Annotated in this window: 21 protein-coding genes; 13 read left to right on the top strand and 8 right to left on the bottom strand. The window is 54.2% G+C overall.

Annotated features, from left to right (window positions below; genetic code table 11):
* Nucleotides 1-43: 43 nt before the first annotated feature.
* Nucleotides 44-1,060 (top strand): HD domain-containing protein, encoded by a 1,017-nt coding sequence (locus HPY73_02490; protein ID QLH74429.1) that lies wholly within the window; start codon nt 44-46, stop codon nt 1,058-1,060.
* 307 nt (nt 1,061-1,367) lie between these two features.
* On the opposite strand, the gene HPY73_02485 is transcribed toward HPY73_02490, so the two are convergent.
* Nucleotides 1,368-1,592 carry a hypothetical protein gene (locus tag HPY73_02485; GenBank protein ID QLH74428.1) on the bottom strand — a complete coding sequence of 75 codons (225 nt, stop codon included), beginning with the start codon at nt 1,590-1,592 and terminating at the stop codon, nt 1,368-1,370.
* A 159-nt stretch (nt 1,593-1,751) separates the two neighbouring features.
* On the opposite strand from HPY73_02485, the gene HPY73_02480 reads away from it, so the two are divergent.
* From HPY73_02480 to HPY73_02470, 3 genes are read left to right on the top strand one after another with little or no spacing between them, the layout of a single operon-like run.
* Nucleotides 1,752-3,851: an acetate--CoA ligase family protein gene (locus tag HPY73_02480; protein ID QLH74427.1), complete on the top strand. Its 2,100-nt coding sequence runs from the start codon at nt 1,752-1,754 to the stop codon at nt 3,849-3,851.
* Complete coding sequence (locus HPY73_02475) at nt 3,848-4,846, top strand: AAA family ATPase (protein QLH74426.1); 999 nt, start codon at nt 3,848-3,850, stop codon at nt 4,844-4,846. The genes HPY73_02480 and HPY73_02475 overlap by 4 nt, the downstream gene beginning before the upstream one ends.
* 40 nt (nt 4,847-4,886) lie before the next feature.
* The gene (locus HPY73_02470) at nt 4,887-5,168 is read left to right on the top strand and encodes a peptidylprolyl isomerase (protein ID QLH74425.1); all 282 of its coding nucleotides are present in this window, start codon (nt 4,887-4,889) and stop codon (nt 5,166-5,168) included.
* A gap of 5 nt (nt 5,169-5,173) precedes the next feature.
* Here the strand turns inward: HPY73_02470 and HPY73_02465 are convergent, their stop codons facing one another.
* The 5 genes from HPY73_02465 to HPY73_02445 all read right to left on the bottom strand — a co-directional run bounded on the left by HPY73_02465 (nt 5,174) and on the right by HPY73_02445 (nt 13,268).
* The gene (locus HPY73_02465) at nt 5,174-6,346 is read right to left on the bottom strand and encodes a hypothetical protein (GenBank protein ID QLH74424.1); all 1,173 of its coding nucleotides are present in this window, start codon (nt 6,344-6,346) and stop codon (nt 5,174-5,176) included.
* 1 nt (nt 6,347) lies between these two features.
* Nucleotides 6,348-8,753, bottom strand: coding sequence for an SMC family ATPase (locus HPY73_02460; GenBank protein QLH74423.1), 2,406 nt, complete (start codon nt 8,751-8,753; stop codon nt 6,348-6,350).
* 5 nt (nt 8,754-8,758) lie between these two features.
* Nucleotides 8,759-9,877 carry an exonuclease SbcCD subunit D gene (locus HPY73_02455; GenBank protein QLH74422.1) on the bottom strand — a complete coding sequence of 373 codons (1,119 nt, stop codon included), beginning with the start codon at nt 9,875-9,877 and terminating at the stop codon, nt 8,759-8,761.
* A gap of 69 nt (nt 9,878-9,946) precedes the next feature.
* The gene (locus HPY73_02450) at nt 9,947-11,716 is read right to left on the bottom strand and encodes a cation:proton antiporter (protein QLH74421.1); all 1,770 of its coding nucleotides are present in this window, start codon (nt 11,714-11,716) and stop codon (nt 9,947-9,949) included.
* Nucleotides 11,717-11,723: 7 nt separating this feature from the next.
* Nucleotides 11,724-13,268, bottom strand: a complete 1,545-nt coding sequence (locus HPY73_02445) for an ATP-binding protein (GenBank protein ID QLH74420.1) — start codon at nt 13,266-13,268, stop codon at nt 11,724-11,726.
* A 462-nt stretch (nt 13,269-13,730) separates the two neighbouring features.
* On the opposite strand from HPY73_02445, the gene HPY73_02440 reads away from it, so the two are divergent.
* Complete coding sequence (locus tag HPY73_02440) at nt 13,731-14,114, top strand: hypothetical protein (protein QLH74419.1); 384 nt, start codon at nt 13,731-13,733, stop codon at nt 14,112-14,114.
* 61 nt (nt 14,115-14,175) lie between these two features.
* A complete protein-coding gene (locus HPY73_02435; protein QLH74418.1) occupies nt 14,176-15,078 on the top strand; it encodes a hypothetical protein in 903 nt (300 codons plus the stop codon).
* Here HPY73_02435 and dph5 read toward each other — a convergent pair whose 3' ends face one another.
* Nucleotides 15,079-15,873 carry a diphthine synthase gene (gene dph5, locus HPY73_02430; protein ID QLH74417.1) on the bottom strand — a complete coding sequence of 265 codons (795 nt, stop codon included), beginning with the start codon at nt 15,871-15,873 and terminating at the stop codon, nt 15,079-15,081.
* On the opposite strand from dph5, the gene HPY73_02425 reads away from it, so the two are divergent.
* Complete coding sequence (locus tag HPY73_02425; GenBank protein ID QLH74416.1) at nt 15,872-16,903, top strand: class I SAM-dependent methyltransferase family protein; 1,032 nt, start codon at nt 15,872-15,874, stop codon at nt 16,901-16,903. The two genes, dph5 and HPY73_02425, sit on opposite strands and share 2 nt — an antisense overlap.
* On the opposite strand, the gene dcd is transcribed toward HPY73_02425, so the two are convergent.
* Nucleotides 16,880-17,371 carry a dCTP deaminase gene (dcd, locus tag HPY73_02420; GenBank protein ID QLH74415.1) on the bottom strand — a complete coding sequence of 164 codons (492 nt, stop codon included), beginning with the start codon at nt 17,369-17,371 and terminating at the stop codon, nt 16,880-16,882. The two genes, HPY73_02425 and dcd, sit on opposite strands and share 24 nt — an antisense overlap.
* Nucleotides 17,372-17,516: 145 nt before the next feature.
* Here dcd and HPY73_02415 point away from each other — a divergent pair, with 145 nt between their 5' ends.
* The 6 genes from HPY73_02415 to HPY73_02390 all read left to right on the top strand — a co-directional run bounded on the left by HPY73_02415 (nt 17,517) and on the right by HPY73_02390 (nt 24,186).
* Complete coding sequence (locus tag HPY73_02415) at nt 17,517-19,094, top strand: PAS domain S-box protein (protein QLH74414.1); 1,578 nt, start codon at nt 17,517-17,519, stop codon at nt 19,092-19,094.
* Nucleotides 19,095-19,225: 131 nt separating this feature from the next.
* Nucleotides 19,226-20,260 (top strand): ABC transporter substrate-binding protein, encoded by a 1,035-nt coding sequence (locus HPY73_02410; GenBank protein QLH74413.1) that lies wholly within the window; start codon nt 19,226-19,228, stop codon nt 20,258-20,260.
* A gap of 13 nt (nt 20,261-20,273) precedes the next feature.
* Nucleotides 20,274-21,305: an iron ABC transporter permease gene (locus HPY73_02405; GenBank protein QLH74412.1), complete on the top strand. Its 1,032-nt coding sequence runs from the start codon at nt 20,274-20,276 to the stop codon at nt 21,303-21,305.
* Nucleotides 21,295-22,080 carry an ABC transporter ATP-binding protein gene (locus HPY73_02400; protein ID QLH74411.1) on the top strand — a complete coding sequence of 262 codons (786 nt, stop codon included), beginning with the start codon at nt 21,295-21,297 and terminating at the stop codon, nt 22,078-22,080. Before HPY73_02405 ends, HPY73_02400 begins: the two co-directional genes overlap by 11 nt.
* A gap of 4 nt (nt 22,081-22,084) precedes the next feature.
* A complete protein-coding gene (locus tag HPY73_02395) occupies nt 22,085-23,200 on the top strand; it encodes a histidinol-phosphate aminotransferase family protein (protein QLH74410.1) in 1,116 nt (371 codons plus the stop codon).
* A complete protein-coding gene (locus HPY73_02390) occupies nt 23,197-24,186 on the top strand; it encodes a cobalamin biosynthesis protein (protein ID QLH74409.1) in 990 nt (329 codons plus the stop codon). Before HPY73_02395 ends, HPY73_02390 begins: the two co-directional genes overlap by 4 nt.
* Nucleotides 24,187-24,189: the final 3 nt, after the last annotated feature.

The raw sequence follows: 24,189 nt of genomic DNA, 5'->3' as shown, positions 1-24,189 counted from the left end.
GTACGCTGCGACAATGATTTAATCGATGTAACGGGTTCGGAGTATGATCAAGATGGAAAAGAAGTATATTGCGGACCTGGTGGAGGGCGAGCAGATCTCCAACGCATTTTATGTGAGCTTCAAAAGGCCCGTCCGAAAGTATGCTAATGGGTATATGTTCGAGGTGAGGGTGGGCGACCGTACGGGGGAGATGATGGTGAAATACTTCGGCCCTAACAATCAAGAGGCAGTTCAGGTCATACACGATTCGATCAGGGATAACGATGTTGTTCTTGTCACCGGCCATGTCAAAACCAACCCTTACAACAATCAGTTGGAGATAGTCGCAGATCCGCACGATAAGAGGGGCATCAAGAAGATAGGTCCCAACGATTACGAGCTTGAATGGTTCGTCCCGCGGTCTGAGAAGGATATTGAAGGGATGTACGCGGAGCTGATGGACTTCGCCCGCTCCGTCGAGGATAGCGACCTGAGGCGTCTGTTGCTTTATTTCTTTGAGGACGAGGTCTTTGCCAAGAGGTTCAAGGTCTGCCCCGCCGCGATAAAACAACATGGGAATGTGGTCGGGGGTTTGGTCGAGCATACCTTGGCGATCGTCCAGACCTGCCACTCCCTGTCGAACTCGTATCCCGAGCTCGAGCGCGACCTTCTGATCACAGGAGCAATGTTGCACGATATCGGCAAGATCGACGTCTATGAGGTCACGACTAACATACATGCTACAGACCCAGGAAGGCTTATGGACCATCTGTACCTGGGGGCCGAGATGGTAAGAAAGGCGATATCATCAATGGAAGGTTTCCCGGAGGTCTTAGGGTGGAAGGTCGTGCACATCGTCCTCAGCAGTCATAACAAGCGGGAATATGGGTCACCCATAGAGCCTATGTTCCCAGAGGCACTGGCGGTCAGCGTCGTCGACGACCTCGAGGCAAGGCTGGACAAGATGATAAGGCTCATGAAGAAAACAAATACAGAGGACGATTGGACATACAGGGAGGATGTCGGATCGATATATCTCAAGGACTCCAAGGCAAGGAAGAACGTGTCCCCCGGACCCTAACAGATTGGTTCATGGTGGAGCTACCTCCTCTCCCCACACTGACCCGGGCCGGGGGTTTTGTCGTGCATCGGGGTTGTCCTCCAGTCATGACGCGACGTCTCATCGCAAGTTCCTGCAGGGACCCAAATTACGAGCACTGTGCGCCGCCAGGTTGTTATAGGGATCACATTTCACCCTCGCTTTTACCGACGGCGCATGTTCATCGACGGATGATATATTAGAACATGACGAGAAAATAGCGCTCACCATAAGAAGGGACCCTACCTGCTCATCATCTGACCAAGGCGTCGGTCCTATCATGGTACACCTATGTCTGCGGTATGAAATAGACCGAATATTCCCTTTCTCCTGCGATCTCCTCCGCCCTCAGTTCGACCTCGGCCCTTGTTGCTCCGACCGCAATGACGTTCCTCTCTAGCACAGCGATCCACTGTCGAGGGTATTTTTGGACCATCTCGATGAAATGTTTCTTAAGCCAATCATCGTTCTTCCGGTCCTCCTCGGTCTCGAGCTCCTCCTCTTCCTCTATCATAAGATCACCTAATGGTATAAGCTCGGAGCGCGATGGTAATGAACCTTTCCGACATCTCAAGAGGGATCACGGTCCATAGAAAACAGCTTTGACGGGACCGATCAAGGCCCTTTGCGAAAAAGGTATATCCCTGGCGCACCAGATAGGGTGGCTGGGAAGATGAAGGAGCTTTTCGAGCCCGAGAGCATCGCGGTGGTCGGCGCCGCACGGGAACCGAACAAGGTAGGCAATGCCGTGCTACGCAATCTCATCGAGGACGGTTTCAAGGGGAAGCTCTATGCCGTGAACCCGAAGGCCGAGGAGATCCTTGGTGTCAAGTGCTATAAGACGCTCACCGATGTGCCTGGAAAGGTCGACCTGGTGATCATTGTCACCCCGGCGAAGTTCGTCCCGTCGATAATGGAGGAGACAGGGCAGAAGGGCACCAAGGCATGCATAGTCATCTCGGCGGGCTTCAAGGAGGCAGGTCTCGAGGGGGCCGCATTGGAATCTGAAGTTGCCGCGATCGCCAGACGTTATGACATAAGGGTGCTTGGTCCAAACTGCCTGGGCCTGATCAACACGCATCACCATATGAACGCGACCTTCACTCAGAACTTCCCGAACGAGGGGACGGTGGCGATAAGCTCGCAGTCAGGGGCGATATGCTCGGTCCTGTTGGACTGGGCGGCCAGCACCAGCATGGGATATTCGAAGTTCATAAGCGTGGGAAACAAGATGGACATAGAGGAGTCCTATCTACTGGAATATCTCAGGAACGACCCTAGGACGGAGGTCATCGGCCTTTACATCGAAGGTGTGAACAAGGGCAGGGAGTTCATGAAAGAGGCCTATGAGACCTCTCGTCGAAAACCGATAGTCGCCATTAAGGCAGGGAGGACGAGCTCTGGGGCCAAGGCCGCATCCTCGCACACCGGTGCGATGTCCGGCAGCGATAAGATCTACGACGCGGTCTTCCAGAGGTCCGGTATCATACGTGTGAGGACCATCGATGAGATGCTGGACCTTTTGATGATATTCTCATCACAACCTCTCCCTAAGGACAACAGGGTGGCCATAGTCACGAACGCCGGTGGGCTGGGGGTCATGGCCGCGGACGCACTGGCCGACCATGGACTTGCGTTGGCCAACTTCTCACCTGAGACCGTTGAAGAGCTGAAATCGAAGCTCCCCCCATCGGCCAATTTCTACAACCCTGTCGATGTGATCGGGGATGCGGACGCCGAGCGGTATGAGCACGCCATAAGGACCGTGGTAAAGGATGAGAATGTATCAGCGGTCCTGGCCCTGATGGCCCCGACCGACCTTGTCGATGTGGACTCCGTGGCGAGGACCATAGCCGCTTTCTCAGGCAAGGAGCAAAAACCGATGCTCACCTCCTTTGTAGGTGGCGAGGGCCTCAAAGGGGCGGTGTCGATACTGAGGAGGTCTGGTATTCCCAACTATGAGACCCCCGACAGGGCCGCCTTTGCACTGAGCGCCATGTTAAAGTATAAAGAGATGGTGCAGCCGCCGCCTGTCGAGGAGGTCATGCCGGTCCCAGGCGATGTCCAAAGGGCAAAGGCCATCATCAGGGCTGCAAGGGACCAGGGGAGGCTGCAGCTCTCCGAGGAGGAAGGGAAGGAGATCCTCAGAGCGTATGGAGTGAACGTACCTGAGGAAGGGCTCGCCAGGACAGCTGATGAGGCCGTTAGGATCGCCAACAGGATAGGGTACCCCGTTGTCATGAAGATAGAGTCCCCTGACATTGCGCATAAGACCGACGTGGGAGGGGTCGTCCTGGACGTGAACAACGAGGAGCAGGTACGTCAGGACTTCATGCTCATAATGTCCAGGACGAGGGGCAAGGTCCCAACGGCCAGGATATCGGGCATATCTGTCCAAAGGATGTTCAAGGGAAGAGAGGTGATCGTCGGGATGGTCAGGGACGACCAGTTCGGCCCGGTGATCACATTCGGTCTCGGGGGCATATTCGTCGAGATCCTGAAGGACGTGACGCAGATGATCGCGCCCCTTTCGCGTCACGACGCTGGAAAGATGATACGGTCGATAAGGGCATATCCTATATTGACGGGCGCGAGGGGGAGGAGGCCGGCGGACATCAAGGCCTTGGAGGACGTCATCCTCCGTATAGCGCAGATAGCAGCTGACCTCCCCGAGATCGCCGAGTTCGAGGTCAACCCCGTCATGGTAGGGGACGAGGGCCAGGGGGCCGGCGCGGTGGACGCATTGGTGACGATAAGGAGGGAGAGCGAATGAAGACCCTGTTCCTAGGTTCTGTAGTGGAGAGGTCGGGCAAGACGATGATCACGCTCGGGCTGGCGCTGAACCATCCCGGAAAGGTTGGATATTATAAGCCGTTCAGGGAACGGCTCATCAGCAGAGGTGACCGGGTCATCGACCAGGACACCTACCTGATGAGGAAGGTGTTGAACCTTAAAAGGACGGAGGAGGAGCTCTCCCCGCTGTTCTATGATGTGTCGAACCCGGTCTCTATGGACGATGTCATTCATGGGTTCAATACGGTCAAGTGCGATTGCGATGAGATGTTCGTCGAGGGGACCAGGGAGGTCACGACCGGCTATCTGAACGACCTTTCTGGAATGGCGATAGCACAGGCGCTCCATGCGGACATGGTGCTGATATCCACCGCACAACCGACCGATCTGGACAAGATCGGGATGTTCAACCAGCTCCTCAAGAGCTACAATGTCAGGTTCCGCGGGGTCATACTCAATCAGAGCGAGGATGACCGCATGGCGAAGCTCCTTGAGAGGAAAGGGATCACGGTGCTCGGTCGCATCCCCACCCTTCGGCAGCTCAGGACCTTCACGGTCAGAGAGGTGAAGGAGGCCCTTGATGCGGACGTGGTCGTGGCAGATGACCGTCTGAACAAGGAGGTAGAAAGGGTGATGGTAGGTGCGATGACCCCTGAGACGGCAATAACTGTCCTCAGGCGTCATGCCAAGAAGGCGATCATCACAGGAGGGGACCGTTCGGATATACAGATGGCCGCCCTTCAGACCGACACGTCATGCCTGGTCCTCACAGGAGGCCTCTATCCCGCCGCGACGGTCGTCGCCAAGGCATACGAGACCGGGGTCCCGATATTGGTCACAAGGCAGGACACACTCGAGGCGGCAGAGAAGGTGGAACATCTGATCGCAAGGATAGACCCTGACCATCAGGACCGTCTTGACCTTGTCAGGAACACGGTCCGTGAGCATGTGGACATCAGAGCGCTCTTCGAGTGAGACCGGTAAAGGTATAACCGTTCACGGCTATCGTCATGGCATGGTAAAGGAAGTCCACGCGGCGCACATCCTCGTCAAGAAGAAAGAGCAGGCAGAGCAGATAATGAAGGACATCAAGGCCGGCAAGAGCTGGGATGAGATGGCGAAGAAGTTCTCGGAGTGCCCATCGAAGGCCAAATGCGGGGACCTTGGGTGGTTCAAGAAGGGGGTAATGGTGAAGGAGTTCGAGGAAGCGGCCTTCAATGGAAAGAAGGGCGAGATAATCGGACCTGTCAAGACCCAGTTCGGTTTCCACCTGATCAAGATCATCGACCAGAAGTGAACCTCTCAGGCCTTTTCCCACTCATATATCGCGGTCCTCTCACGCTCGAGCCTCAGGGCGGACGCGACATCGGACCTATCTTTTGAATATCTGTGCTCGGCAACAGGTCGTAGACCTGATTCCTCAGCGACCAGTGCGAGCCTATCTCCTACCGCCACATCCTCACCCCTGACGATGGCGTCGTCGATGACATAGAAGACCTTTGCCCCCGGCCTCAGGACCCTGGCCACGCCCCTCATGACTTCCGCTTGCATCTCGATATAGCGTTCGAACTGTTCCTCCTCGGACATTTCTGTCTCAGGAACATATCTCGTCGGGAAAAGTTCGTCGGCCACTTTCAGCAGTCCCTCGTCCAGGCCGAGGAACCAATGGTCGATGAGATACTCCTCTAGGTAGTCAAAGCCATTGAAGTATGGGGGAGATGTTATACAGGCATCGAAGCTCGGTCCACCAAGGTCCGCAAGGACAGCTGGGGCGCTGCCTTGGACCATCTCCTGCCCGTCAAGTTCCCGCATCGCATCCCGTTCGACGGCTTCCATGAACGCCAACAACATCTTGAAAAATCTCATCCCGAAGGCGTTCTCTAGACTGTCGTATCGCGGCCTCTTGATGGTCCTGGTCTTCCATCCACCTCCTCTGGAGGACCTCAATAACGGTCTGAACTCCTTTGTCTGGTCCCTCAAGGCCAGAAGGCCCGCTGCCTGGAAGAAGGCCTTTTCTGGCCAGGAGGCGATCTGCTCGATAAACATCTTCAATGCGATCGCCTGCTCAAGGTCCTTAGGGTCCAGGGCCCGTGCCGCCCTATAGGGCACTAAATGGGCATCCGAACATCTCCATCCCCTTTCCCTCATTCTCTCGGCCAGGGCGACCAGGTCATGGATGTCCGCATCCTTCCACGAACGGACCCATTCGAACTTCGCCGGCCCCAAGGGCATCAGCTCTATGCCGGTCCCCTTCCAGCCACACAAATCCGCTGCGATCAGCGTCGTCCCGGCCCCGGCGAAAGGGTCCAACACCCTTCCAGGGGGTCCACATCTTGACAGCAGTTCTCTGGCAAGCCTTGTGGTGAAGCCCTCGCCTATCCTCGCCCATTCGACCCAGGGCCGAGGCTCCCTTGACAGAGAGACGGCCATCCTGAGGAGCCTTGGGTCCTCTACAACTTTGAACGCGTGGGGCATGTCATCCCACCCGTCCGATCTGACTGCATCCGTCCCCGGCCTCTCTGACGACGATCAGGTCGTCGACCGCATCCTTGACATCCTCTATATGGGTTATGACAAAGATCTGAGCGAACTGTCTCTGGAGCTTATTCAACATGTCCAGGATGTTCCTCTTTCTTATATTGTCCTGCGAGCCGAATATCTCATCAAGGACAAGGAGGTCGACATGCCTTCCTGACCGTTCTGCTATCATCCTCGATATCGCTAGCCTCAGCGAGAGGTTCGCAAGGTCCGATTCCCCCCCTGAGAACCTGCTGAGCGGGTACTTCTCGCCACCGTCATAGATAAAGACCTCATAGTCCTCGTCCAGCTCGATGCCCCCGAACCGCCCGTCAGTGAGGTCGTTGAAGAGCTCGGACGCGTTCCTGGACAATGTCGGTACGACCCTTGCCATGACATTGGTCCGGAAGTCCTTCATCACGTTCAGCAGGACGTTCATCTCCATGTGCCGGGCCCTGACCTCCTCAAGCCTTTTTGCATCTGCTTCCAGCTCATAGATCCTCGCCAAGGCCGAGCCGATGGCCCCATCGGTCCTTGAGAGCTCCTCTCGTAGATCTGAGGCCTTTTTCGCCTTGTTGTCCTTAATGTCCCTCAGCCTTGAATAGGCGGCCCTGCTCGTCGAGAGCTCCGCAGGGTCGAAGGAAAGCTCTTCCAGCTTCTTTGTTATTGAAGAAAGCTCCTCCGATATCGACGAGATCTTTCGGTCCATCTCCTCGAGCTCCCTTTCGATCGATGGCCTCCTTGAGATCTCAGTCCTCAGCCTGATGCAGGCATCCACCTTAGGTCTGATATCCATCAGGGCGGCCTTGACCGATTCATACTCTACCTGGTCGAACTCTATCTTCCCCAGCTCCGCCCTTTCCTTTGCCGCCCGCGCGACCTCTTCCTCGATGGACAATATCATTGAGCGCTTGGCCTCGGCCTCTGCACGGAGCCTCACCTGGAGGTCTTTCTCCTTCAGAGCATTCCTTCTCCTCTCATCGCTCTTGGCCCGCCTCTCGGCAGAGCGTCTCGCCATCTCCTCTGCGGCCAGCTTCTCCTCCATGAGCGAGGCCACTTGGGCCCTCATCGCCTCTATCTCCGCGGTCATTTTCTTAAGGAGCAGATGGTGATGGTCCCCCAGCTTTCTTTCGCACGTTGGGCATTCAGATTCAGGGCCCAAGGACCTGACCTTCTCAGCCCTCTCTTCCCGCGATCGGATCTCGTCTAGAAGCCGCTTTGCCTCCTCGGCGCACATGTTGGCCTTCTCCTTTTGGGCCGATTCGGCCATACGGTAACCCTCTATGGCCTCTTCAGCCGCTGCCACCGTCCTCTCTGGGGTCCCGATGGCCAGGGCCTCCCCCTCCAGCCTTTTAAGCTCCTCCCTCAGGACAGGTAATTGGGCGGACCTGGACATCATCGACGCCTCCAACGCCATGGCCTTCGAATGTTTCGCCCTGACCTCCTCTAAAGCCTCTTTCCTTCTCTCCAGCTCGGTCGCCCTGGCCTCGACGTCCCCCAGGGCCGACAGCGTCCTGGCCTTCTCATCTAACGTCGATATTTCCTTCAGGGCCCTTTCCTTTCTCGACCCTAGGTTCCTCAGGTCTGAGGTAAGCGACGTTCTTTTTGATTCAAGCTCTCTATGGGCCGCAGACCTTGCCTCTACCACCTCCATGTGCTTACTCGCGGCCTCGACCTCCCCCTCCAGGACCTTCAGACTATCCTCGATGTGAAGAAGGTCGTTCCTGATCGCGACCTTCTTGGAGCTCATCTCCGCGACCTCCTCCCTGAGAGCCTCGACCTTCGCTCTACCGTTCAGGTTTACTAGGGTGGAGCTCAGGGCCTCCAACGTCCCCTTTAGCGAGCCTGCATCCTTCGAGATCTCCTCCACCACATCGTCCAGGACATCTATCCCTAGCATCCTCAGGACAAGCTTTTTTCTGTCAGCAGGCCTTAGGACGCTGAGCGAGTTGAGCTCTTTCTGTCTTGCGAACACTGATGTGAAGAAGGCCTTGTGGTCCATGCCCAGCCGTTTGATCATTGTCTCGGTCACCGCACGGTCCCCTTTGGCAAGCACCTTCCCGTTCACCAAGAGGGCCGCATCGCTCAACGAGCTTCTGCCCCTCATGGAACGGACGAGCCGATACACATCCCCCTCCAGGTCAAACTCCAGCACCACCTGGCACTCCTCGCTGGGGAGCGCCCCGCTCCTTTTCACACCCTCCTTCCCGTTCCTTAGTATGGAGGTCTCGTTACCATATATCGCCCAGGCTATAGCCTCGACGAAGGTTGATTTGCCAGTACCGTTCTGGCCCAATATGCCGATGATACCATCACCGAGCTCGACCGAAGCGTGGTTGAAACGTCGATAATTGGTCAGCTCCACAGACCTTATCCGGATCCTTCCAGCCCCCTTCTTAAGTATTCAAGGCCCATCCTCGCGACCCGCTCCTTAGGGACGCCCTCAACGGGACGCCCATCGATGTAAGAGGCGAACTCCCCCTCCAGGTCCGTGATGGAGATATCGTCGGCCTGGACCGAGACATCCTCCGTCGTCATATCGAACCTGAGCTCAAAATGCACGCAGCCATTGGCCAGCTGCCTCAACGACCTGAGGTCAAGGGAACGGTACTGCGCACCAGTGAGCCGCTTCACGTTCAGCCGTACCAACGCTCCTTTGAGGTCGACCCCTTCCAGAAGTGACCTGGCCTCAGCCATGACCTCATTTGCGTCCTTCCCCTTGGCATCGATCTGCGTAAGGTCGAACATCGGTCGGACAGGCATGCACCTCTCCTCCACCCTCATCCCATCGGTGTCCAGAAGGATGAAGCCCTTTCGTTGTCCGACCTCAGCGAACGAGAGCCTCTCCGTAGATCCAGAATAGTACGCGTTGTCCGAGACCTTTTTCATGTCATGATAATGACCGAGCGCGATGTAGTCCATATCCTCTTTGAGATAAGAGCTGGGAAGGACCTGTTCATTGTGCTCGACACCTCCATGGACATCTACGCCAGCTATCCCTGCGTGAAGCATCAGGACGTTCAACCTACCTTCGACAGGAATGACCTTGTCCAGCTCTCTGGTCATTTCGTCCCTGTCAGCATGAGGGACGGCATGTATGATGACCTCCCCCACATCGACCGTCTCATATATCCCCTGATAGACCGGCCTTACGCCTGGCAGATGCTCGAAGATCTTGAACACGCTTCCGGTCTCGCGCATCCTGGGCGTTGAGTGGTTCCCCGCTATGACGACGACCTTCGCCCCAGCCTTCGTCAATCTTACGAACTGCTCCATCGCAAAGGATATGGCCCTGTTCGATGGCCTGACTGTGTCGAAGAGGTCACCAGAGTGCAGAACTAGGTCCACCCTTTCTGATATCATCGCATCGACGCTCCTCTGGAACGCTCGATATATGTCGATCTCCCGTTGATTCATCCCGGTCTCTTCATCGACCTTCCTGTAAGCGGAGAAACCAAGGTGGGTGTCCGAGATGTGCGCTATTTTCATCTTATTCTTCCAAATCATGAACCCCTTAGGGGTGATTAATTGATTGCTGGGACTTTATCGAAAGTGAGGTCATTTTTTATCCGTGGGCTCATTGAGCAGACCTTCGGACAGCACTGTGCACATCTTTGCATATGTGGCCTTGTTCGCATCCCAGAGCAACCAGGCAACAATACCACCGATGACGATGCCGGCAACCGGTATGATCGGCAGCTCCTCATATATTGGAGCGAAGGGCAGAACAGAAAGGAACAAGATAACCCCAAGCACGGCCGTGGTCAGATTTACGAACATCTTCAGGACGAACCTTCCGCTGTCCTTGCTATATCGGCCGCCTTCCAGGATGCCCTGGACGGCCACATATCCTATCTTACGGACCCGGAACAGCATGTCCACGACAGGTGGGATGATTAGGGCGACGGAGACGATGGAGGCCAGGAGGGAAGGTACGATGTTCATCCACTCCGCTATCGGCCTCAATGGGGCGGTGAGGTCGTTGATGGCCAGTACAAATATCTGGATCAGGAACACCAAAGTGAAATCGATCAATATCCAGAAAAGCTGATAGCTTATCTGCCTTCTCCTGTCCGCCCTGACGGCCAGACATTTGTCCAGCTCGAGCCTCATCCCCTCGATCCGTTTGACGAAAACGATGACATTCCTCGGGGCCCTTCTCGCGAGGACATCTATGAGAGCATCCGAGTTCTTGAAGACAAGCGGCATGGCCACCATCGTGATTATCGCCGCACCGATGACCACCGAATAGAACGACCCAGAGACAGCACCAGTATCAACACCTACCTTCGCGATGACGAAGGAGAACTCCCCCATGGCCACCATCCCAAGCCCTGTCGTCAGGGAGGTCCTGATGTCCTTGTTAGAGACCATGCAGGCTATCGAGACGGCCACGGTCTTACCTACTATGAAGATGGCCGCTATGATGAGCACCAATGGAAGGTTCGCGAGGACCGTGAAGGGGTCGATCAGGAGACCGATCGAGACGAAGAATATTGCCATGAACATCTCCTTGATCGAACAGACCTTCTTTGATATCCGCTCCCCCTGTGAGGACTCTGAGATGATGACACCGATGATAAAGGCGCCGATGGCCACAGAGAGGCCCAGCCAAAAAGCGAATATCGCCATCCCGAAACAGAGCCCCATCGATACGAGCAGCATCACCTCGTCATCGAAGGAGCTTCCAATGCGGTCTATCATTTTCGGTACGATGGCGACGCCAAGGACCAGGGAAAGAGCAAGGAACGCCAGGATGGCAACGATCTGCGCGAAGAACGATTCCAGCCCTGGCACCTTTCCAGCTGCGAGAGGTGAGACCATGGTAAGGATGATCACGGCAGCCAGATCCTCTATGATGAGGATACCTATCATCGCATCTGCATACGGTTTTCTCATCCTGCCGGTCTCGCTTAGCGTACGGAATATGATGGCCGTGGAGCTGATGGCAAGAACAGCGCCGAGGAATACGGACTGCGTGTCCCCCCAACCCATCGCCCTTCCGACCTCGTACCCGACGACGATCATTATGACGACCTCTATGGAGCCAGCGAGAATCGCGAACCCACCAATCTCCTTCAATCTTTTCAGATTGAACTCGATCCCTATCGAGAACATCAAAAGGATTATACCCAGGTTGGCCAGGAAGTTGATCGTTTCAATCTCGATGCTCCAGATAGGCGATAGGACCTCATTGCTGAGCAGGATCCCCGCGAAGATATAACCGATAATGACCGGGGCCCTGAACTTTGAGAACAATATGGCCGCAAGTCCTGCAGCGATCATGATGGCCGCGATCTCAAAGAGCAAAATCGAATTATTGTCCATCGGTAGGTCAGAAGAATTGAGAGTCCAACCCCTTACTTATCGCTTTCGTAGATGTGGCCTTGGACCTGCACCTCTCAAGATACTTCTCATAGAGCTCGACCTTTGCCGGAACTGCGAAAGGTGTGAATGCCGAGGTGATCAGGACCTCCCCTGGCATTAGCATCTGTATCTCATTGTCCAGCATAGATAGGTCCTGCTTCGCCGAGCTCTTCAAAATGTCCCTGTCATTCTTGTCTGCGAGGCCCATGATGAACAACGTGTTGAACTGGCTAATGACCTCTTCATTGATCAGCTTCGGCTGTTGTGAAACAGCGCAAAGGCCTACCTTGAACTTACGCCCCTCTCTTGCTATCTGCGAGAACACCGTCCCCTTCGACTGTGATAGGACCCTTTGTGCCTCTTCCATACCGATGAGCACCGGAGGGGTCCTGTCGAATTCTTTCTTATCCGAGTAAAGGGCCTTGTGTTTTTCAAATACCGCCCTGGCAAGGACCGTCGAGATCAACAGCTCCTCCGTCTCGAACATATTGCTGGTGTCTACCAGGACGACTTTCCCGCAATGTAGGGCTTCGATGATGTTCTTCGTGACCGACAATTTCGGGTCGGTGGAGATGAGATTGAAACGGAAGACGCTCTCCAACCGCCTCTTGATGACATTCACTGTGCCTTCACCGAACTTGGCACCCGAGTCAGAGACGATGGTCTTCACATCCCTCTTGAGGAGCTCAAGGAGCCAGGATGCACCATACTTATATTGCGCGAACTGGAGGCACTCAAGCTGGACCCCGGAGAACTCATAAAGGTTCGCCAGGTCAGGTATATCGATCTCCGTCGACGATACATGGATCGAGCTATAGGCACCATCCAGCTTCCTCGAGCTGTAGACCTCGAGCCCTTCCTTGGCGAAAGGCGAGTGCCTAAGCCCCTCTTTTCCGAGCTCTCCCCCATCGAAATACTCGCCATGCGGGTCAAGTATCAAGAAGCCATACTTTCGGGAAGCCATGCAAGACAATGCAAGGGTCTTCATCAGATTGCTCTTTCCCATACCTGTCGTGGCGAAGACCCCTATGTGATAAGGGATTGCCGACCCAGATATGCCAGCCTCAAAATCAAGTACGCGGTCGCCCGACCTCAGATGACCTATTGACAGGTCTCCCATCAATGGTCTCAAGAACTCATAGTCCTGAGGACATGCCCTTCTTACCCTTGAAAAGTGTTCGGGTATGGTCTTGGTCTTTTTGAACTCCTTACCTTCCATATAGCCGAGCGGGAACGAATGGACCAGCTTGAATATCCTTTCCCCGTGTCCGTTCACATCATATCCTTTTCCTTGACTGTGTGATGATAATGCCTTGCCGGCCTCGATCTCCATCCATTTGTCATCATCGGACTCCGTCCCGAACTCAACATCCTGGCTACGTACCAGGAACTTTCTATCGCTCGCACCGTCCTCTATCACGAGCATCTCGCCCACCTGTATGGGCGTGTCATAAGAGGTCCTGAACACGATCCTCATGACCGTTCTCCCGCAGACGCGTCCGATGTAGTCCATCAAGTTCTCCTCCAGCCGAGGGTATGACTAGCAGACCATATCGTTTTTCGTCGGTCGGTCGAAAGTGATGATGGTCTCTCGATCAGGAACAAGCAAACATATAAGTATTCATTATATGCTAATGGTGATATTGGTGATATTGATGATAAATATGAAAACAATTAAAGACCATCGGTCTAGGAAATTGAACGATAAGATCATAGACGTTCTATGGGAACTCTTTATCAGAATATCCAGAACAACGCCCCCTCATGCACTTAATAAGAGGGATCATCGGACGCCATGTAGGCCGTGCAATTGTGAAAGGGATATTTCAGTCGCAATATCGTCGACTCGGTCAAGTTGTTGGAACAGATGATTTCATTATTCCTTTTTTCACCAAATTCATCAAAATCATAATAATCATCAAAGACATATAGAAGATGGAGAGTGTTGAGATGGCACCCTCCAAAGGTGATCTAAATGACCGATGTGACCATCAGAGGCATCGATGATGAGGTCTACTCCAAGTTTGCAGCCGAGGCCAAGAAGAATGGTAAGTCGATAGGCGAGCTCACGACAGAGGTCATGAGGGCATTCGTGGACAGGGACGCTCCCAGGTCCTACAAGATCCAGAACATCGATACAATAACGGTCTCAAAGAGCGATCTGGATTCCATGGACGGAATGGTCTCCTTTGCCAACATCGATGAGCTGGAGTTCATGTCAGATGTGGACTGGCAGACATTCAAAGAAAAGGTCGAGAGCATCACCAATATAGATAAGGTAGTGATACCTCCATCTCTTTCGAAACTGCAGGTCCTGTCCAGATCAAAGAACATAGATGCGGTCGTCCAGAGAAAATAGAGGCAGAGGACCATCTGGGACAACCAGTAAGGATAATATGGAAAATCGCCATCCTGAAGGCATGAGATTTGAGCCACGGTGCCTTCCTTCTGGGAATGAAAAGCCCTCCGTTATTGTCGTGGGCGTTGGAGGTGCAGGGTGCAACGCCGTGGCGGCGTCAGGTCTGGAGAGGTTCGGGATAGCCAAAAAAGAGGATTGTGACAGGCGCCCCTTCGAAATGGTAAAGATCTCGAGCACAGACCTTGAGGTCTTCAGGACAACTTCCCCGCACCTATTGACCAAGGTCATTCCATCGGTGGGCCGCATGTCCGAGATCGTCGACGAGAGGGACATCGTGTTCATATTCGTAGGTCTTGGAGGGGAGACCGGGAGTCATACTGCCCCAGTCCTTGCCAGCATATCGAGGAGGCAGGTGAGGATGGTGGTCTCAGTGGTCTGCCTCCCTTTCTCAGTGGAAGGGAAGGACCGGCATAAGCACGCCGCTGAGGGGCTGGTCAAGCTCTCAGGACTTTCCGATATCTGCGTGGTGCTGGAGAACGACGGTCTCGCAAAGGCGGCGCCTCAGCTTCAGTTCCGAAAGGCCTTCCGGGTCATGGACCAGGTGATGAACTTCGTACCGGGCGAGATGAGGCAGGCTTTGACGACAGGATCCTTGAAGGAGGTCAAAGAGCTGTTCAAGGGATGCTCTCAATGCCGTTTGGGCGTCGGGATGGGGACAGGCATCTTTGCCGACCGAACTGCCGTGTCAGAGGCTTTTGCTTCGCCCTGGTTCGACATATCGATGGACAAGGTATCTTCCTGCCTGGCGATGATGGTGACGGGAGAGGACAACACGGACCTGGCGAGGTCCATGGCATATGACATCGCGAACAGAATCCCACACGCCCCAATCACCTATGCTGCACGCACCGACCCCTCTATGAACGGAAAGGCGCAGGTCACGGTCCTGTTAGGGTCGAGATGATCAATCCTCTTTGGCAATCTCCTCGGGAGCGCCGGCGAACATGACGAGCGCCATCGATTCCATGAAATGGAGCTTACCTGGTATGACAAGGGTATGCAATGGCGGGCCCATGTCGAGGTCCAACATCTTTTTTGGGTAGCCTGCGGCGACCTTCTCGTCGATCCCCCCTATCCTTGCCGCCGCGCATATCACCGTCCGGTCATTTATCAGGCCCAAGCCGGCCCTGGTCTCGGCGTCCAGAAGCCATCTCACCGCCTCCCGAGAGGTCATATATCTCCCCTCCTCCTCTCTGATGTCCAAAAGGACCAGCGTATGAAGGCCGCGCTCCTTGTTCTCCAGGATCCTTTCGTAGGGGCTGAGAGGGACGTACCCAGGTTCTGGGAACGGCAAGGTCACGGTACGACCGAACTTGTATGGCTGGAGACCAAGGGCGGATGACGCTGCTGAGAAGATCGAGGTGCCATGAACAAGCCTTGTAGGGACCCCCCCCTCCTCTGCACGGATCCGTATATCAACATGCGTGGTGGCCGCCATCGTGTCCCCTGCCGTGATGAATGCGACCTTATGGTCCCTGGCAGCCACGATCATTTCCTCGCCCTCTTCGACATCCGCTCTTTTGAGCCTCACGACCTTCTTTCCTACGAGCTCCTCCACGTCCTCAATGCTGGATCCGACCAATCTCGAGGTGTAGAACTCACCGAATATCATCTCGCATGACCTCAGCTCCTCTAGCGCCCGGATGCTCATGTCCTTCGCTGAGCCCAGCCCTAAACCAACAAATATCAATTCTCCCATGGACAACACCGTGCGTTCCCTTTGTGTCAAGGTCCCGAAGGGTGAAGGAGAGTCCGTTCGTAAAAAGCTTATAGAGAAGGGCATCCTCGACATCGGGCTGAGGATAGTGCGTACCGATACGCATATACTCATTCCAGTCCTGAAGGAGCCAGAGGACATCGGTGTGTTTGAAATATCGGAGGAAGAGTTCGAGGAACGTGACCTTTCTGAAGGGGATTATAAGGCACTGGCGGATATACCTGAGGAACTTCAAGGCCTGTTGCCAACATCATTTGACACAATAGGCGATATCGGCATCATCAGGTTGCCTGACGCCCTCCTTCCATATAAAAGGCAGGTGGGAGATGCGATGCGGAAGGCCTTGCCCCGCCTCCGCATGGTCGCCTTGGACGGAGGGGTGAAGGGGGAGCACAGGGTCAGGGAGCTCACGAACATCTCTGGGGAGGGTGAAATGGAGACCGTCCATCAGGAATATGGACTTCGTCTCCATGTCGATCCCAGCAAGGTCTATTTCAATCCACGATTGGCCAATGAGCGGATGAGGGTTGCCAAGCTCGTGACGCCAGGAGAGATGGTGGTCGACATGTTCACCGGGGTAGGCCCTTTTGCCATCATGATAGCCAAGTATTCTAAGGCGTCGACAGTATTCGCGATCGACATAAACCATGATGCAGTAGAATATCTGAAGCGGAACATCGTCGCAAACCGGGCCACGAACGTAGTCCCGATAGAGGGGGATTCAAGACAGGTGATTTTCGAGATCCCATGCTCGGACAGGATAGTGATGAACCTCCCTCACTCGGCCAGGGAATTTTATGCTGATGCCCTGACGAGGTTGAACTTCGGCGGGACGTTGCATCTTTATCACATCTGTGAAAAGGGTGAGATAGACGATGTCATGAGATCTCTGGCGGGTGATGCAATGGGGATGGGCGTGAAGGTCGAGATAGTCAGATATGAGGAGCTCAAGACCTACTCTCCATCCTCGAGCGTATTCTCCATCGACCTAAAGCTTCTTGACTGGTTCTAGAGTGATCCCCTTCTGGTCCTGATAGTTCCCGCTCCTTTTCTCGTAGGTCATCGCCACCTTGGACCTCATCGTCTCGAAGACGATCTGGACAAACCTTGAGCCGATAGGCAGCTCGACGATATTAGAGGAGGCGTTGAAGACCATGAAGGTGAGAGTACCATGAAAACCCGCATCTACCTTGCCGAGGCCCACCAATAGACCTTTCCTGATCCAGCTGGTCCTGGTCCATAATTGCGCAGACACATCATCCGGGAGCTCGACCCTTTCCAAGGTGCTCACGAACGACATTGAGCCAGGTGCAAGGTCGGCCACCCCTTCCCTCACCGTCTCCATGGACGATGCAGGTCTGACCTCCGCCACCCTCAGGTCGTATCCGTTAGGCGTAAGCCCATCCTCAGAGAAAGGTTCTATGACAAGTGCTCCTTGCCTCAACAGTACCACGATCTCATGGTCAGGTATGATGCACATCGACGCTACAATGTATGGAATGGATATTACAGTTCCTATCAAGGGGCGGCATTATCCAGAAAATAACCCAATCCAAACCATTAATAGCACACAGATTAAAACAGATAGTTGTATGCATGGCCATCGCAACCTCGTAGGAAAGAACATGGGGTTAGACAAACTGGACGTTCATGACCACGTCGCATTTTACTACGAGGACCATGAGAACATGGTGACATTATTATCAAGGGTTCTACGGTTGGTATCCGACCGCAAAGAGGCATGCGTTTTCTTGGCAAGCGAGGAAAAGGAACAAATTGTAAAAGGTATTCTAGATGATACAGCGGTGGGACAGATATGTATAGGCATGGATGGAAGTGCCAAGGTCCCACATCCGTATACAGGTCTTGAGAGACCACCGACCGCCGAGTCCATGCTAGCGGTCCTTGGCGATACGATCGACCTCGCGACGGACGAAGGCTACAATGCGGTGTGGGTCTTCACAGAATCTGAACATCTGAAGAGGATGATGGGCCAAAAGGAGCACATATCGTTCGAATCCCTCAGCAACAAGGTCTTTGAGGAAAAGAGGGCCGTCGGGGTCTGTATGATCGATGCATATGGTGGAAGGTCGACCATAATGAACTCGATAATGACGCATCCGACCCTTCTGATCAAAGGTCACGTCTGCCGCAATCATTTCTATATGGACCCAGAGAAATGTTCAAGGGTCGATGCGGGCCCACCGAATATGAACTTCATCTTGGACAAATTGCTCGAGGTCCAGATGTCCGAGCTTGAAGGAAGATGCTCGGAAGAGGACCTCAGGGTCCTGAACATCAAACTTCAGGCAGAGGTAGAGCGCAGGAAGATGGTAGAGTGGGCCCTGCTAAGGTCTGATAATGACCACAAGACCGCAATTAACGCCATCGAGGAGATGTTGTTTGTGACGGACAAGCACAACAAGATACTCGTGGCCAATGATGCTTTCTTGTCAAAATTGGATTCGTTGGGGATCTATGGCAATGTCATCGGTGAGGACATCAATGACGTGATGCCCTTCATCAAGGGGACCACATTGGACGATCTCGGAGAGGTCGTAAAGACCGGAAGAGGCTCATTGAAAGAAGGAAGGATCAAATTCAAAGGGAAAGAGCTGGTCTTTGAGGTCAAAAGGGCCCCTATCATGAACGGTGATGAGGTGGGCAGGGTCGTGTCCGTCATCCGTGATGTCACAGAGCAGCGCAGGACAAAGGACGAGCTCATCAGATTAAGGGAGCAGCTATCCAATCTTATGAAGGGACAGGCAAAAGAGATCATCTCATTGAGGGAGCACATCACATTCGAGCAGGAAAGAAGGATCCTTGCCGAGGGAAGGCTCCTATCTCTCGTCCGCATACTTGAGCGCAGCAAGATTTCAATGCTGGTCGGGGACTGCGATATGCGCGTGATCTATGCCAACCCAGCATTCTATAGCATCATGGGCTACCAGAAGGAAGAGATGGAGACGATCGACCTCGAGGACATATTCGTTCCAAAGGAGAGGCAGATGGTGGAAGAGATAATATCGGAAATGGGACCGCGGGACGAGGTCGAGTTCCTGGCCGATGCGATGACCAAGGACGGGTCTAACCTGCCATGCGAGCTGAACGTCATTAAGATCGACAGGGACGGTCATGTGCTTATCATAATGACGGCCTCCAAGCGCGAAGATGCTTGGTCGGCGCCCATTGGCGAGGTCTGATGGATAAATCCCCCATCCAAGCACGTAAGGATTGAAAAGTGATTTATATCATGGTGCTGTTCAGTATGGGTTGGATGATATATCCAATTAATGAACTAAGTTGAAAGTTTGTATATCCAGGAGAGGTTTGAATGGAGAAGAAAGGAAAGGTCTTGGCCGCCATTTTCATAGTGGCGGTATTGCTGGGAGCGGGCCTATGGGCGGTCATATCATCCAATGATGAGGAGGACATCCCCGTCACACTTACCGATGCGAAAGGAAGGTCGGTGACGATAGAGAAGGCCCCTCATTCCATCGTATCCGTGTCCCCTGCATTGACAGAGATGGTCTATGCGTTCGGTTCAGGTGAGGACCTTGTCGGTGTGACCAATTATTGTGATTTCCCATCTGATGTCACGGAACGGGTAGAAAATGGAGACCTCGAGACGGTGGGCGGATTCTTTTATGGCATAGATGTGGAGAAGATAATCTTGCTGGCCCCGGATGTGGTCTTTTTAGAGGAGAGCGTCTCAGAGCAGATCAGCATGATACCAAAGCTGGAACAGGCAGAGATAACTGTCGTCGTGATGTTCACATGCTACAACTCCACCTTGATTAAAGACAACATCGAGATCATGGGAAAGGCGCTTCATAAGGAAGATAAGGCCGAGTCATTGATAGTTACGATGGACAACAAGTTCGAGGCCATAAGGTCGAAGGTCGAGAATAGCGAGGACAGGCCTCGCATCATGTTGGTCATATGGTGGGATGAGAGCAGCATCTGGGTGAGCGGTGGGGGTTCATTCGTTGATGAGATCATCGAGCGCGCGGGGGCGGTCAATGCCTTTGAGGAAAAGGAGGCCTGGGCAATGGTCACGAGGGAGGATGTCGTGGCAGCCGACCCTGACATCATCATACTTGCTGCGATGTCGATGGGCGACGTCAACACAGCATTATCCGTCCTTAAGAGCGATGCGCTCATGGCGGGGCTGCCGGCCGTCGTCTCTGATGAGATCTATTCGATCTTCGGCCAATCTGACAACATCTTCATGAGACAGAGCATACGGATGGTCGATGCGACCTACATCTGCGCGAGGATAGCTCATCCAGACCTGTTCGATGGCAAGGTCCCAAAGGAATTGGGCGACGATTACTCTGAATACCTCCCTATAACGTGGGCAGATTGAGGATGTAACTGCGATGGAATCTCTTGTGGGAAGGACCAAGGTCCGGCTACTGCTGATCCTTGGTCTCGGTTCCCTGTCCTTGCTAGGCCTGTTCGTCTATTCCCTCACGGTCGGTTCCGTCCCGATAGGTTGGACCGATGCCCTAGATGCCTTTGTGAAGGCCGTCATGAGCGGGGGGGAGGTCATCTCGGTCCAAGAAAAGATCGTCTACCTCGTGCGCTTCCCAAGGTTCTTGGCGGCAGTGGGCGTCGGGGTCGGGCTGGCGATAGCCGGGGTGGTCATGCAGGCAGTGGTGAGGAACCCGCTGGTGGACCCCTACATAACAGGGGTCTCCTCAGGTGCATCTTTCGGCGCCACCTCGTTCCTAATGCTTGGTTTCCTCAGCGGCTCTTTCGCGGTCTATGCCCTCCCAATATCCGCTTTTATAGGGGCGGCGGTCGCCTTCTTCTTAACGATAGGCCTCTCTGAGGCGGCAGGGGGAAGGCCGATAACATTTGTCCTGAGCGGGGTCATAGTGGGCTTCGCATTCTCCTCGGTCACGAACATATTGGTCGTGAAGAACCCCGACCATCTGAAGGGCGTATTGTTCTGGATGTTCGGGAACCTTACCGCTCCGGACCTGACGCAGTGCTCCATCATCCTTTTGACGGTAGGGGTGATCGGTGCGGTGGTGCTTGTTTACGCCAGAGAGCTCAACGTCATATTGCTGGGGGAGGAACAGGGAAGTCAATTGGGGGTCGATGTGAGAAAGGTCAAGCTCATGATGATGGTGCTCTCGTCCCTTCTCACGGCCGTGTGCGTGGCCTTTACGGGTGTCATCGCTTTCCTAGGCCTCATCGTTCCGCACATGGCAAGGATCATTGTGGGAGGCGACCACAGACTGCTCCTTCCCGCATCAATGATCATAGGTGCAAACTTCCTGGTCGCCGCCGATATATTCACCAGATATGTAGGGGAGCTACCGATCGGGGCGGTCATATCCTTGGTGGGGGCGCCGTTCTTCGGCTATCTATTGGTCAGCAGAGGAAAGGACTATGTCAACTGATCCATTGGTCAAGGTCGAGGACGTCAGTTTCGGTTATGCAGGAAAGGAGATACTACACGGCATCTCATTCGAGGCCCGACCAGGAGAGTTCATAGGTCTTATCGGACCGAACGGATCAGGGAAGACCACTCTGATGAGGTGCATCAACGGACTTCTGCGACCCCAGCACGGCTCGATAGTGATGGACGGGCGAAGGGTCGACAGGATGAAGATAAAGGAGATCGCGAGGATCTGTGCGAACGTACCAGCTGACTGCAATGAGGACTTCAATCTCACCGTCCAGGAGCTTATATTTCTTGGCAGGTACCCGCATGTCGATGGTATGTGGTGGGAGAGCAAGAAGGATGAAGGGATCGTCATGGAGGCCATCAAGGAGTTCAAGCTCGAGGCTCTCGTTGACAGGAAGCTCAACGAGCTGAGCAGCGGGGAAAAGGAAAGGGCATTGTTGGCCAAGGCCGTCGTCCAGAGGCCGAAGGTCCTATTGGCGGACGAACCGTCCGCGCACCTTGACCTGAGATATAAGCTGGAGGTCATGGAGAATCTGAAGGCTCTATCCAAGCAAGGGGTGACGGTCATCACTGCATCACATGACATGAACCTGACCTCAAAATTCTGTGACAAGGTCATTATGCTAGGATCGGGCAAGGTCATCGCAATGGGAAAGCCAGCAGACGTGATCACAGAGGACCGGATCCGAGATATCTATAACGTTGAGGTCTCGGTGTTCCGGGATGGCGACGAGATATACGCCATCCCCAGACGGGCGATAAGGTGATGGCATGGACCCTATGAGCAAGGCAAGGAGAGAGGTGATCGAACTTGAGCGCCCTGTACATGGTGGTCTTGGGTGGCGCTACAAGGGCGTGGAGGATTTCAGCTCGAACCTTAACCCATACGGTCCACCTCCAGAGCTCAGAGAATATATCCTCGAGGGTTCTGAAGGTCTCGACCACTATCCTGACGACAGCGCCGAGGAGTTCCTTTCTGCTGTCGCGGAACATCATCATGTCGATGTCAGAAACACGATAGCGGGAGCGGGCACTGCCGAGCTGATCAGGCTTTTCCCTGAGACGTTCATTGAGAGGGGAGATATCGTCGTCATCCCCGCCCCTACCTTCTCCGAATACTCCTTTGCATGCAGATTGATGGGCGCAAAAATAGAGGAGGTCCTACTAAGAGAGGATAATGGCCTAAGGATCGACCTCGAAAGGCTAAGACTTAAGTGCAAAGGTGCTAAGGCGGTATATCTCTGCAATCCTAACAATCCCACCGGCAACATCCTCAGGAAGAGGGAAGTGCTCGAGCTCGCGCAGGAGTTCGATAGGACGGGAACGTTGTTGTTCCTGGACGAGACCCTTCTGGACCTCGTGAGGGGTGGGGACACCATCTCTTGTGCAAAGGAGGCCACGGACCTGTCCAACATGTTCGTCATCCGCTCCCTGACGAAATCCTTCGCAATGCCCGGAATGCGCATAGGCTATGGCATAGGGAGCGAGAGGATGATAGCGACGATGTCCAAGGCGAGGCTCTCATGGAACCTTGGGAGGTTGGAGCAGCATGTAGGGGCCAGGCTCATCACGGAATGCCAAGGACATGTGAGGAAGGCGGCCGAGATGATGGCCAAGGAAGGTCCTAGGATGGCCAAGGAGATAAACGGGACAGGGATGGTGGAGGCAAAGACCCCGGAGTCGTTCTTCTTTTTCAGCAGATGCAAACGGCTCAAGGGCGCGGAGGTCCAATCGGCCATGTTGTCACAAGGGGTGCTGGTAAGGGACTGCGCCTCGTTCGGTCATCCTTTCGACCGCTTCGTCCGTTTTGCGGTCAGGACCCCAGAAAAGAATGACATTCTGATATCCGCCTTCAGGAAGATGGCCGAGGAGAGTGAACGGAGATGACGGAGCTTGTTCTATTGGCCTTGGCGATACCGGTATTGGCCCTGCTCATCGACCTGTTGCTCGGGGAACCTCCTACCCCATTGCACCCTGTGGTATGGATGGGCAAGATGATAGGTTACTTGGACAAAAGAATCAAGAGAACGTCGCAGAGGGCCGACCGGCTGAAAGGGGTATTTCTCGCACTGGTCCCGTTGTGCATCTTCCCCCTGTCCTTCACGTTGATGCTAGGGGTCATCCACGACCTTTTTGGGGCGGTCGTCTGGGCCGTGGTCTCTGCGGTCGTCGTTAAGACCATGTTCGCCATCAATGCGATGGACAGGCATGTCAGGCCCATAATGGAGGCTTTGGAGAGGGACGACCTGGATGCGGCCCGCCGAGGCGCATCCATGATCGTCTCAAGGGACGTCAGCAAATTGGACAAAGAGCATGTGATATCATGCGCGGCCGAGTCAGCGGCGGAGAACACGGTGGATTCTGTATTTTCTCCGCTCTTCTACCTCGGCCTTGGTGGCATGCCCCTGATGGTGTTCTATAGGGTATCCAATACGCTTGACGCGATGGTCGGCTACATGTCCATGGAGCACATCAATATCGGAAGGTTCAGTGCAAAACTTGATGACGCCACCAACTGGGTCTGCGCCAGGCTATGCGTTCCGTTCATACTATTGGCCATGGCCCTCCTCCGTCTGGATTGGAGACAGGGATGGGCGATGGCCAAGAAGTACAAGGGCGCGACAACATCTCCTAACAAGGGCTGGTCCATGTCCGCTTTCGCTGGGGGACTTGGTGTAAGGTTCGAGAAGCCAGGGACATATGTTCTCGGGGACGGGCCCCTGCCCTCGGACCCTGCGGTCATCGGAAGGACCGTGTCGGTGATGAAGCTCTCGGCGTTCCTGTTCTTCTTGATGGTGGCATTGCCATTGTTCATATTGTTGGGAGTACATGTGCAGCTGCTCCTTGAGGAGGTCCTGACATGGTGGTTATAGGGG

It is taken from the genome of Methanomassiliicoccales archaeon (assembly GCA_013415865.1).
Lineage (GTDB): Archaea > Thermoplasmatota > Thermoplasmata > Methanomassiliicoccales > UBA472 > MVRC01.
Note: the sequence above shows the minus strand (reverse complement) of the source record. Positions and strands in the feature narration are given on the sequence as shown.

What these genes read in the sequence shown, in the direction of transcription:
- HPY73_02445 (QLH74420.1), bottom strand. Translation starts at nt 13,268, where the DNA reads ATGGACTACATCGGACGCGTCTGCGGGAGAACGGTCATGAGGATCGTG.
- HPY73_02485 (QLH74428.1), bottom strand. Translation starts at nt 1,592, where the DNA reads ATGATAGAGGAAGAGGAGGAGCTCGAGACCGAGGAGGACCGGAAGAAC.
- HPY73_02490 (QLH74429.1), top strand. Translation starts at nt 44, where the DNA reads ATGATCAAGATGGAAAAGAAGTATATTGCGGACCTGGTGGAGGGCGAG.
- HPY73_02450 (QLH74421.1), bottom strand. Translation starts at nt 11,716, where the DNA reads ATGGACAATAATTCGATTTTGCTCTTTGAGATCGCGGCCATCATGATC.
- HPY73_02455 (QLH74422.1), bottom strand. Translation starts at nt 9,877, where the DNA reads ATGAAAATAGCGCACATCTCGGACACCCACCTTGGTTTCTCCGCTTAC.
- HPY73_02400 (QLH74411.1), top strand. Translation starts at nt 21,295, where the DNA reads ATGTCAACTGATCCATTGGTCAAGGTCGAGGACGTCAGTTTCGGTTAT.
- HPY73_02395 (QLH74410.1), top strand. Translation starts at nt 22,085, where the DNA reads ATGGACCCTATGAGCAAGGCAAGGAGAGAGGTGATCGAACTTGAGCGC.
- HPY73_02405 (QLH74412.1), top strand. Translation starts at nt 20,274, where the DNA reads ATGGAATCTCTTGTGGGAAGGACCAAGGTCCGGCTACTGCTGATCCTT.
- HPY73_02390 (QLH74409.1), top strand. Translation starts at nt 23,197, where the DNA reads ATGACGGAGCTTGTTCTATTGGCCTTGGCGATACCGGTATTGGCCCTG.
- HPY73_02435 (QLH74418.1), top strand. Translation starts at nt 14,176, where the DNA reads ATGAGATTTGAGCCACGGTGCCTTCCTTCTGGGAATGAAAAGCCCTCC.
- HPY73_02480 (QLH74427.1), top strand. Translation starts at nt 1,752, where the DNA reads ATGAAGGAGCTTTTCGAGCCCGAGAGCATCGCGGTGGTCGGCGCCGCA.
- HPY73_02425 (QLH74416.1), top strand. Translation starts at nt 15,872, where the DNA reads ATGGACAACACCGTGCGTTCCCTTTGTGTCAAGGTCCCGAAGGGTGAA.
- HPY73_02415 (QLH74414.1), top strand. Translation starts at nt 17,517, where the DNA reads ATGGGGTTAGACAAACTGGACGTTCATGACCACGTCGCATTTTACTAC.
- HPY73_02440 (QLH74419.1), top strand. Translation starts at nt 13,731, where the DNA reads ATGACCGATGTGACCATCAGAGGCATCGATGATGAGGTCTACTCCAAG.
- HPY73_02465 (QLH74424.1), bottom strand. Translation starts at nt 6,346, where the DNA reads ATGCCCCACGCGTTCAAAGTTGTAGAGGACCCAAGGCTCCTCAGGATG.
- dcd (QLH74415.1), bottom strand. Translation starts at nt 17,371, where the DNA reads ATGTGCATCATACCTGACCATGAGATCGTGGTACTGTTGAGGCAAGGA.
- dph5 (QLH74417.1), bottom strand. Translation starts at nt 15,873, where the DNA reads ATGGGAGAATTGATATTTGTTGGTTTAGGGCTGGGCTCAGCGAAGGAC.
- HPY73_02470 (QLH74425.1), top strand. Translation starts at nt 4,887, where the DNA reads ATGGTAAAGGAAGTCCACGCGGCGCACATCCTCGTCAAGAAGAAAGAG.
- HPY73_02475 (QLH74426.1), top strand. Translation starts at nt 3,848, where the DNA reads ATGAAGACCCTGTTCCTAGGTTCTGTAGTGGAGAGGTCGGGCAAGACG.
- HPY73_02410 (QLH74413.1), top strand. Translation starts at nt 19,226, where the DNA reads ATGGAGAAGAAAGGAAAGGTCTTGGCCGCCATTTTCATAGTGGCGGTA.